2 protein-coding genes are annotated in these 1,457 nt (G+C 61.9%); both read right to left on the bottom strand.

The genetic code is table 11. From position 1 onward, the window contains the following. Positions 1–164: 164 nt before the first annotated feature. The gene (locus APY03_RS27645; protein ID WP_068681938.1) at positions 165–1,052 is read right to left on the bottom strand and encodes an IS3 family transposase; all 888 of its coding nucleotides are present in this window, start codon (positions 1,050–1,052) and stop codon (positions 165–167) included. Then, positions 1,049–1,357, bottom strand: a complete 309-nt coding sequence (locus APY03_RS27640; RefSeq protein WP_068681936.1) for a transposase — start codon at positions 1,355–1,357, stop codon at positions 1,049–1,051. Before APY03_RS27640 ends, APY03_RS27645 begins: the two co-directional genes overlap by 4 nt. Positions 1,358–1,457 lie beyond the last annotated feature (100 nt).

The raw sequence follows: 1,457 nt of genomic DNA, 5'->3' as shown, positions 1-1,457 counted from the left end.
GACGGACAAGGGCAAGACGCGCTACGACTGGCAGCACTACTGAACCGGACCCCGAAACGCGGACACCACGATCTGCGGGAAGCGTTGTCCACGGTCGGCCGGTTCGGTCGCTTGCGACGAACCGAACCGGCCGGCGGTGGTCAACGCGCTGCTCGCCATGGGTACTATGCCTCGGTTCGCTTTTCGATCTCGGCGCGCCAGCGCCGCTCGAAGTGGCTTGGCGGCACGTACCCAAGCGACGAGTGCCTGCGTTGCGTGTTGTAGTAGCCGATGTACTCGAGGATCGCCTGCCTCGCTTCGTCCCGGGTCTTGAAGCTCTCGCCGTGAATGCACTCCACTTTGAGCGTCCCGTTTGCCGACTCCATCGGGGAGTTGTCCCAGCAGTCTCCTTTGCGGCTCATCGAGACGGTGATTCCTCTCGCCTTCAGCACCTTGCGGTAGTCCTTGGCCGCATATTGCGAACCTCTGTCTGAATGATGGACCAAACCCATAGGCGGGTCCCGCCAACCCAGTGCCACTTGCAGGGCCTCGATCGTCAGCTCCTGGGGCATCGTCTCGCTCATGGCCCAGCCCACGATCTTGCGTGCGAACAGATCCATGACGAGCGCCAGGTACAGCCAACCCTCCGCCGTCGGCACATAGGTCATGTCCGCAAGCCACTTCTGGTCCGGCGCCGTCGCAGCAAAGTCGCGCTGCAGGATGTTCGGCGCGATTGGATAGGCATGCCTGGAGTCCGTCGTGCGCACGCGAAATACTCGACGCTTGCGGCTTTGCAAATCATGGTCTCGCATCAGCCGACCGATGCGCTTGTGGTTGATCTTGCGCCCGAGCGCTTCGCTGACCTCAGGCGTCATCCGGCGACGTCCGTAACGCCCTTTGTGTTTTGTCTGCGCGCGGCGGATCTGCTCGACCACCTCCGCCTCCTCCAACCTGCGCTCGGACCTCTCGCGCTTGGCTGCAGCACTCAGACCGCTGCGCGACACGCCGAGCAGCTCGCACATCATCGGAATCGAATACACCTCGCGGTTCGCGAGTATCCAGGCGTACCTCACATCGATTCCTTCGCGAAGTACGCCGCCGCTTTTTTCAATATTTCTTTCTCGATCTTCAGCCGCGCCACCTCCTGGCGCAACCGCGAGACCTCGGCCTCGAGTTCGCTCGGCGGCGGCTTACCCGAGGGCAGCTTGCTCAATGCCTCCCCCTTGTTCGCCTTGGCTACCCAGTTGCCGAGCGTGCCAGCCGACATTTCGAGAGAACGAGCAACCTGCCTGATGGCTCGACCTCCGTCGACCACCTGCTTGATCGCGGCTCGCCGAAACTCGTCCGTGTACTTTCGATCTGGTCCTGACTTCTTCATACATCCTCCACAAGGTCAAAAATAGCAGACCTCGTGGTGTCCGTTTTCCGGGGGCCAGATCACTACATCCCGCTGGTGCAGAGGAAGCCGGGAGCGCTGC

This window comes from Variovorax sp. WDL1, assembly GCF_001541225.1.
Lineage (GTDB): Bacteria > Pseudomonadota > Gammaproteobacteria > Burkholderiales > Burkholderiaceae_C > Variovorax.
This window is presented reverse-complemented; position numbering and strand designations above follow the sequence as displayed.